At 69.1% G+C, this 8,136-nt stretch carries 9 protein-coding genes; 4 read left to right on the top strand and 5 right to left on the bottom strand.

Annotated features, from left to right (window positions below; all coding sequences use genetic code 11):
* Positions 1–160 precede the first annotated feature (160 nt).
* Entirely contained in the window at positions 161–454 is a 294-nt protein-coding gene (locus ACS5PN_RS23190) for a hypothetical protein (protein WP_439466374.1), read from the top strand.
* Positions 455–524: 70 nt separating this feature from the next.
* On the opposite strand, the gene ACS5PN_RS23185 is transcribed toward ACS5PN_RS23190, so the two are convergent.
* Entirely contained in the window at positions 525–1,817 is a 1,293-nt protein-coding gene (locus tag ACS5PN_RS23185) for an MFS transporter (protein ID WP_439466373.1), read from the bottom strand.
* 95 nt (positions 1,818–1,912) lie between these two features.
* Between ACS5PN_RS23185 and ACS5PN_RS23180 the strand changes: the two genes are divergently transcribed.
* The 3 genes from ACS5PN_RS23180 to ACS5PN_RS23170 all read left to right on the top strand — a co-directional run bounded on the left by ACS5PN_RS23180 (position 1,913) and on the right by ACS5PN_RS23170 (position 4,231).
* A complete protein-coding gene (locus ACS5PN_RS23180; RefSeq protein ID WP_439466372.1) occupies positions 1,913–2,485 on the top strand; it encodes a TetR/AcrR family transcriptional regulator in 573 nt (190 codons plus the stop codon).
* An 83-nt stretch (positions 2,486–2,568) separates the two neighbouring features.
* Complete coding sequence (gene trxC, locus ACS5PN_RS23175) at positions 2,569–2,991, top strand: thioredoxin TrxC (protein WP_439466371.1); 423 nt, start codon at positions 2,569–2,571, stop codon at positions 2,989–2,991.
* Between the two features lie 73 nt (positions 2,992–3,064).
* Positions 3,065–4,231, top strand: coding sequence for a serine hydrolase domain-containing protein (locus ACS5PN_RS23170; protein WP_439466370.1), 1,167 nt, complete (start codon positions 3,065–3,067; stop codon positions 4,229–4,231).
* On the opposite strand, the gene ACS5PN_RS23165 is transcribed toward ACS5PN_RS23170, so the two are convergent.
* The 4 genes from ACS5PN_RS23165 to ACS5PN_RS23150 form a co-directional block, all read right to left on the bottom strand.
* The gene (locus ACS5PN_RS23165) at positions 4,228–5,256 is read right to left on the bottom strand and encodes an alpha/beta hydrolase family protein (protein WP_439466369.1); all 1,029 of its coding nucleotides are present in this window, start codon (positions 5,254–5,256) and stop codon (positions 4,228–4,230) included. The two genes, ACS5PN_RS23170 and ACS5PN_RS23165, sit on opposite strands and share 4 nt — an antisense overlap.
* Before the next feature lie 95 nt (positions 5,257–5,351).
* Positions 5,352–6,401: a helix-turn-helix domain-containing protein gene (locus tag ACS5PN_RS23160; protein ID WP_439466368.1), complete on the bottom strand. Its 1,050-nt coding sequence runs from the start codon at positions 6,399–6,401 to the stop codon at positions 5,352–5,354.
* Positions 6,388–7,170, bottom strand: coding sequence for a ZIP family metal transporter (locus ACS5PN_RS23155; RefSeq protein WP_439466367.1), 783 nt, complete (start codon positions 7,168–7,170; stop codon positions 6,388–6,390). The genes ACS5PN_RS23160 and ACS5PN_RS23155 overlap by 14 nt, the downstream gene beginning before the upstream one ends.
* A 69-nt stretch (positions 7,171–7,239) precedes the next feature.
* A complete protein-coding gene (locus ACS5PN_RS23150) occupies positions 7,240–8,103 on the bottom strand; it encodes a dienelactone hydrolase family protein (protein ID WP_439466366.1) in 864 nt (287 codons plus the stop codon).
* Positions 8,104–8,136 lie beyond the last annotated feature (33 nt).

The raw sequence follows: 8,136 nt of genomic DNA, 5'->3' as shown, positions 1-8,136 counted from the left end.
GAAGCAGACCTTGGCCGGTGGCCCGCTGCTTCGCAGCGAGACCTAACAATGGCTATCTGCAGGAGAAGCTCTCGCGTCTCATTGAAGGAAGGGAAGCCGCGTCCTTATGTCCGTCTGTCCGAATTGTCGCAAGCCGGTAGGTATTGAAGACCGTCAATGCATGTACTGCAGCGCGGATTTCAGTGGGCCCGGCGGCTGGAGACCTCTGGCAAGCAATCTGCCAGACGTCGAGGCAACGCAGCAGGGATCCAGCGGGCTCGGTTTCGCCGTTCGCTTTCTCTTTGCTTTTTCGGCGGCCTTCGCCGCTGGTTTCTGTGCAGCCGCTGCAATCGCGCTCGTGCTCGGGCCCAAGCTGGGTATCGTCTTCACCGCGCCGCTTTGTCTCCTGGTATTCATTCTTGTGGCCGTCACAGTTGCCGTGCGATTGCTACCAAGGCTTGCGCACGCAAGCTGAGATGTTCAACGAATGCGTTGCGCTGACTGGCTAAATCCCCCGCCTCAAGCAGACACTCCGACTCCCTGGGTCAACTCGCCCCCATCGTCGCCACCTTGGCGGCCGACGCCCGCACTCCCATCACCGCCACCGCGGCGATGAGGCAGGCCCCGCCCGCCACAAACAGCGCCGGCGAGTAGGACAGCAGCACCGAGCGCGAGAAGCCCGCGCCAAAGGCCGCCGTCGCGGCACCCAGCTGGTGGAAGGCAAACACCCAGCCGAACACCAGGCCGGCACGCGCCGGGCCGAAGACCTGCGCCGCCAGCTTGACCGTGGGCGGCACGGTGGCGATCCAGTCCAGGCCGTAGAAGATGGCGAAGGTCGACAGGCCGGCCAGCGTGAAGTCGGAATACGGCAGCCAGAACAGCGACAGGCCGCGCAGGCCGTAGTACCAGAACAGCAGCTTGCGGTTGTCGAAGCGATCCGACAGCCAGCCCGACAGCGTCGTGCCGATGAGGTCGAACACACCCATCATGGCCAGCACCGAGGCCGCCGGCACCGGGCCCAGACCGCGGTCGCCGCACAGCGAGATGAAATGGGTCTGCACCAGGCCGTTGGTGCTCAGGCCGCAGATGAAGAAGCTGCCGGCCAGCACCCAGAAGGCCGGCACGCGCGAGGCGCTGGCCAGGGTCTCGAAGGGCAGCTTCCAGGTGGGCTTGGGCGCGTTCGTTGCGGCCGCGGCATCGGCCGGCGTCGCGCCGTAGGCCTGCAGGCCCAGGTCGCTTGGCGAGTTGCGCACGAACAGCAGCACCAGCACGGCCAGCACCGCGGTGGCCGCGACGACCGGGAACAGCGCGGCGCGCCAGCCATGGTTCTCGATCAGCCAGGTGGCCAGCGGCAGGAAGACCAGCTGGCCCGTGGCGCTGCTGCCCGCCAGCAGGCCCATGACCAGGCCCTTGCGCTGCACGAACCAGCGGTTCACGACCGTGGCACCCAGCACCATGGCCGTCATGCCAGTGCCCAGGCCCAGCACCACGCCCCACAGCACGAAGGCCTGGGTCAGGTTCTGCATGAAGGCGCCCAGGAACAGGGTGCTGCCGATGATGCCCGCCGCCAGCGCGACGACATGGCGCACGCCATAGCGCATCAGCACCACGGCCGCGAAGGGGCCGAGCAACCCGAACAGCGCAAAGCGCGTCGCAAACACCGACGACAGCTCGGCCGTGGTCCAACCGAACTCCTTGGTCAGCGGCTGCATCAATGCGCCAGGCAAGCCCAGCGCGGCCGACGTGATCAGCATGGCCAGGAAAGTCAGCGCGGCCACCACCCAGGCGTAGTGGATGCCGCGGCGCTGCAGCGACAGGGCAAGACGGGAAGCGAGCATCACACCACCTTTGTTTTGATTGCGGTTGATTTCAAAACTTAATGGTATCGGTCATAATCAAAATATGCAATTACCCAGGCTTTGAGGGGCATGTCGTGAAGGTCACCAAGGAACAGTCCGAACTGAACCGCCAGGCGCTGCTGGATGCGGCGGCGCGGCTGTTCAAGCAGCACGGCATCGACGGTGTCGGCGTGGCCGACATCTGCAAGGCCGCCGGCCTCACGCACGGCGCCCTGTACAAGCACTTCGCCGACAAGCAGGATCTCGCCGCCCAGGCCTTCGCCCACAGCTTCCGCAAGGGCTTCGACTGGACCACCCGAGCCGGCAGCGGCAAGTCGCCGACGCTGGCCACCTACCTGGACCAATACCTGAGCCGCCAGGTGCGTGACGACCACACGCGCGGTTGCCCTGTCGTCACGGCCGCCTGCGACACCGGTCGCCAGAGCGAGGCCGTCAGCCAGAGCTACACGGCCGGTTTTCTGGAACTGCGCGAGGGCCTGCAGGCCGTGCTGGCGGCGCGGGGCGATGACCCCGCCAAGGCCACGCTGGCCGTGGCCGCCCTCATCGGCGCCATGGCCATCTCGCGCGGCGTCATGAAGACCGACGAGGCCCTGGCCAACGAGGTGCTGAAGCAGGTGCGCCAGCAGATCGAGCAACTGGCCGATTGAAACCCGGCTGTCGGGCCCGACCTACGCCCGCATGCGGCGCCGCGCACGGCGTCGCCCCGCAATTCCTGGACTAGATTCACCCCATGATCCTCGCCTGCCCCCAATGCGGCACCCGCAACCGCGTGCCCGATGAACGCCTCGCCGACGACCCCACCTGCGGCAAATGCGGCGGGCCGGTGGCGCCCCGCAAACCCGTGGCGCTCGGCGACGCCGACCTGACCGCCTATCTGCAGGGCACCGAGGCGCCCGTGCTGGTGGACTTCTGGGCGGCCTGGTGCGGTCCCTGCCGCTCCTATGCACCGCATTTCGAGCAGCTTGCCGCTGCCCGGCCCGACATCCGCTTCGTCAAGGTCGACAGCGATGCTGCCCAGCGCAGCAGCGCCGGCCTGCAGATCCGCAGCATCCCGACCACCGTTCTGTTCGTCGGCGGCCGCGAGGTCGCGCGCCAGAGCGGCGCCATGACAGCGGCCCAGCTCGGCGCCTGGGTGGACGGCGCCTTGCGCTGACAACTCGTCTTTGGCTGGCCTTGGGGTTGGCTGCGAAGAATGAGCGGCGTCTTCACTCCGACGCCTGCTCTCCATGCTGTTGCTTCGCACCCTGGCTTTTGCCACCGCCCTCGCCCTGACCGCCTGCGGCGGTGGAGGCGGCTCCCCCTCCTCCAACGCGGCGCCCCAGCTGCAGAAATCGGCCGATACCGCCATCACCAGTGGTTTGGCCGGCATCGCGCTGGAACACCTGACGGCCGACGACTCGACCCAGGCCCTGGCCGGCCTGCGCCAGGTCGGCACGACGGCCAGGATCCAGGCCGGCGATGCCTTCATGATCGGCTCGACCACCAAGGCCATGACCTCGGCCCTGGCCGGCCGTCTCGTCGAGCAGGGCCGCATCACCTGGACAACCACCCTGGCCGAGGCCTTGCCAGAACTGGCTGCCGGCATGCAGCCGGCCTACCGCGGCATCACGCTGGAACAGCTGCTCAATCACCGCGGTGGCTTGCTGGCTTTCAAGAGCAGCGACGACGTCGAGCGCTTCATGGCCTATCTGCAGACCACGCAGGAGACTTTGCCCACCACCCTGGCGGGCCGCAAGCGCTTCTTCGCGGCCTGGCTGCTGGCCCAGAACCCGCCCGCCAATGTCACGCCGGGTCAGACCTTCTTCTACTCCAATGCCGGCTACGCCATGGCCGCGCTGATGCTGGAGACGCGCACCGGCCGCTCTTTCACTGACCTCTTCGAGCAGGAACTGGCCCACCCGCTGGGGCTGGCCGTGACATGGACGCCGGCCAGCCAGGTCTTCACCAGCCGCCCCGTGGGTCATGAGGGCGCCAAGGGCCGCCTCACCCCCCTCACGCCCGAGGACGCCGAAGTCGCCGCCTGGGTGGACGTGCTGCTGCCCTCAGGCGAAGGGACGACGACCACGCCCGACAGCTACGCCACCTGGGTGCGCTGGCATCTGCGTGCGCTGCGCGGCGAAAGCACACCGCTGGCCCCCGGCTATCTGCAGCGCCTCAAGGCACTGAAGGCCGGCGACTATGCCCTGGGCTGGATCGCCACGGACATCGATGGCCGCGCCGTCTTCGCCCATGACGGGGAATACCGCGGCTTCTGCAGCCTGCTGGTCGTCGATGCCCAGGGACGCAGCGCCAGCTTCGCCTTCACGAACACCGAACCCGACGACGGCCTCTGGGTGTTCAGCGTGCTGAACCAGGCCTTGCTCGACGTGGAGCGCGCCCTGCCTCCGCGCTAGCCCGGAAGATGGCGCTGGAAGAAGGCCACCGTCCGCCCCACCCACAGTGCCGTCGTGGCCGGCCGGTCAAATCCCGGCTGGTCGCACAGCAGCTCGCATTCCAGGCGGCCGAGATTGCTGGCTGGCGGCGGTGGTGCGAGCAGCGCACCGTGGCCGGCGCCGGGCAGCGCGGCGACCAGTTCGCAGCCCTGGCAGCTGGCCAGCACCGCATCGCTGTGAAAGCGCGGCAGCAACCAGCGGTCACCGTCGGCGGTGATCAGGCCCAGGGGCACGCGCGGATGGGCCAGGGTGCTCATGTCGAAATCGGCGGCGGCCGGCACGGCGGCGACGATGGCGACCAGGCGCGGGTCGGTGTGGGTCTGCGGCGCATCGTCGCCGCGGAACTTCCAGCTCAGCACGTGGCGGGCCAACCAGAGCTTGAAGCCGTCCAGCGCGCCGCCGGTCAGGCCCGTGACCAGGCCGACACAGGCCGGGAAGTCCTCGGCCAGGCGCTGCTCGCAGGCGGCGCGGAAGCGCTCGGGCGACCAGGCGCCGCCGGCCAGGCTGAGCATGGTGTGGCCGCCGGCGGACATGCCGAAGCCGCCGACGCGGTCCAGCTTCAGGGTGGCAAAGCGTGGGTCAGCAGCAACGCGGTCGATGGCATGGCTGATCTCGGCCGGGCGCTGCTTCCAGCTCTCGGGGCCGGGGCGGCCGGGGTCGGTCCAGTTGTCGCCACGGTGCAGCGGGAGCACGACGGTGAAGCCGGCCTCGACCAGGGCCTTGGCCAGCGTCGTGTGCACCCAGGGGCCGCCGCCCGAACCGTGGGAGATGGCGATGAGCCGGCCATTGCCGGGAGTGGGTACCGCATCCGGCGCCAGCATCAGCTGCAGGTCGCCGCGGGTCTCGGGGCGGCCGGCGGCGGCGGTGGGATAGAACAGGGTGACGGCGCCGCCATCGTCATCGGCGGGCAGGGTCAGGGTGCCGACGGTGGCGGCCTGAGCAGCAGTGCTCACGGCCAGACTGGCGAGCAGGAGTCGGAAGAACATGAGGGCTCCTCGGGAGTTGAGAAGCCCTCAGCCTCGGTGTCCATGGCCGCGGCGTCTGGCCGAAACCCGCGTTTTGCAGGTTTCGGCGCTGTTTTCTAGGAATCGGCCAGCGATTTGTGGCGGAACTCGGTTGGCGTGAGACCGGTGTCGGCCTTGAAGGCGCGGTTGAAGGGGCCGATGGAGCCGAAGCCGACGTCCAGGGCGATGCTCAGCACCGGCAGCTGGCGCTCGGCCGGGTCGGCCAGGCGGCGCTTGGCTTCGGCAAGCCGCAGCCCGTTCACATAGGCATTGAAGTTGCGGTGGCCCAGGCCCTGGTTGATGACGCGGCGCAGCCGGTATTCGGGCGTGCCGAGCTGCTCGGCCAGGCCGGCCAGGCTCAGGCCCTCCTGCGCATAGCCCCTGCCCTCGCCCATCAGCCGGGCCAGGGCGGCGGCGACGACCTGGTCCTGAGGGTCTTCCGACGGCGGCGCGGGCGGCGGTGCAAGGGGTGCGGCGGGCTTGCTCCACAGGCCATGGGCGCGCGGTGCCAGCAGCCGGCCGGCGATGAGGGCGGTCAGTGCCAGCAGCATGGCCACGTCGCCCAGGGCTGCGCCGTCGCTGAGGCTGCCGTCGGCCGAGAAGATGCGCAGACCCACCAGGACCAGGGCATAGGTCGCACCGCCACCGACGACGATGCCGCGCAGGCGCCGCCGCGGCTCGATGAGGTCGACCCGCCAGGGCCCGACGACGGCAGCCAGGCCCAGCAGAGCGAAGACGATGGGGATGGCGCGCATCAGCACCCAGCCCTGCCACCAGGCATGCCACTGGCAGACCGTGGCGCCGAACAGGGCGACGGCGGCCCACAGGGCGCCATGCCAGGCTCGCAGTTTGAAGCCGTCTTCGAAGACGGCGCGGGCGAACAACCAGAACAGCACGGCCGAGCCCAGCGAGATGCCGATGCCGGGTGCCTGCGGCTGGCAGCGCAATTCGTGCTCGACCCAGGGCGAGGCCGAGAGGGTCTGCACGATGAGGGAAGCGCAAAGCGCGATGCCGACGCGCACCAGTTCGGCATGCCGGACATGCCGCCAATGCGGGCGCAGCGCGACGATGACGAGGGCCAGCAGCGCGATCAGCGCGCCGCGCAGCCCGGCGTCAATGAGCCCCATGCAGCAGCTGAGACACCGCGAAGGCCACGCCCAGGCCGACGGCCAGCCAGGCCACCTGGGCCAAAGTCTCGCGCCAGGCCAGGCGCTGCTGCAGCTGGGGCAGCAGGTCGGCCACCGAGATGTAGATGAAGCTGCTGGAGGCCAGCACCAGCAGATAGGGCAGCACGCCCTCGAAACTGCCGATCAGGAAATAGCCCAGCACGCCGCCGACCACCGAGGCCATGCCCGAGATGGCGTTGAACAACAGCGCCTTGGCCCGGGACAGGCCGGCGTTCAGCAGCACGATGTAGTCGCCGACTTCCTGCGGGATCTCGTGGGCCACGATGGCCAGGGCGGTGGCAAAGCCCAGCCGCGTGTCGGCCAGGAAGGCGGCGGCAATGATGGCGCCGTCGCAGAAGTTGTGGATGCTGTCGCCCACCAGCACGGTCAGGCCGCCGCGGCCGGCCTGCTCGGCGTCGAAGTGGTGATGGTGGTGGTGGCCGTCGCCCTCGTGGTGGTGGACGTGGCGGTAGAGCTCGACCTTCTCCAGCAGCCAGAAGAACAGCAGGCCGCCCAGCAGCACGGCGAACAGGGTCTGGGGCTGGGCCGTGCGGCTCTCGAAGGCCTCGGGCAGCACGTTCAGCAGCGAAGTGCCCAGCAGGATGCCGGCCGACAGGCTGACGAGGCTCTTCACGAGGCGGGTCAGCACGCCGATGGTCAGGCTCGCCGCAACGAGCACCGACAGCAGGCCGCCCGCGAAGGTGGCGAGCACGATGTAGAGAAGGGTCATGGGATCAGGCAAAAGCAACGGGCCACAGCCATGGACTGCAGCCCGAACTCCGTCAGCCTAGCAGAGCTGTCAAGCCACGCCGTTTTTGCGGAACCAGGCGAGGCAGCGTGCCCAGGCGTCGTCGGCGGCCGCCTTGCGGTAGCTGGGGCGGTAGTCGGCGTAGAAGGCATGCGGCGTGTCGGGGTAGACGACGAACTCGCACCTGGTGTTGCCGGCGGCCTTCAGCGCGGCTTCGAGCTGGGTCAGGGTTTCGACCGGAATGCCGCCGTCGGCCGCGCCGTACAGGCCCAGCACTGGCGCCTTGATGCTGCCGGCCAGCTCGATGATGGTCTTGTCGCCCGGGTGGTAGCTGCGCGCCACGGGGCCGTACCAGGCGGCGGCGGCCGTCAGCTTGGGGTTGTGGGCGGCATAGCGCCAGGTCGTGCCGCCGCCCCAGCAGAAGCCGGTGATGGCCAGCTTGCTCGTGTCGCCGCCGTTGGCCGCGGCCCAGGCGACGGCGGCATCCAGGTCGCCGTTGACCTGGGCACCGGAGGCCTTGCTGACGACCTCGCTGACGAGCTTGGGGATGTCGGTGTAGGCCCCGGCATCGCCATGGCGTACGAAGAGTTCCGGCGCAATGGCCAGATAGCCCAGCTTGGCAAAGCGCCGGCAGACGTCGGCGATGTGCTCGTGCACGCCGAAGATCTCGCTGGCCACCAGCACGACCGGCAGGTTCTTCTTGCCGGCGGGCGCGGCGCGGTAGGCCGGCATCTTGAAATCACCGACGGGGATGGTGACGGGGCCCGCCTCCAGGCCCGCGGTGTCGGTCGCGATGGTCTGGGCCGTCACCGGCAGCACGGCGGCCGCGAAGCCACTGCCCACCGTCGTCTGCACAAAGCTGCGGCGATTGAAGTCGCGGGACGGCGCGAGGCTGTCGATCTCGTCTTTCAACATGGGGGCTCCTGGGGGGTGGGGAGTTACGGAAGA

Origin of the sequence: Roseateles sp. NT4 (assembly GCF_051857475.1) — a bacterium.
Lineage (GTDB): Bacteria > Pseudomonadota > Gammaproteobacteria > Burkholderiales > Burkholderiaceae_C > Pelomonas.
This window is presented reverse-complemented; position numbering and strand designations above follow the sequence as displayed.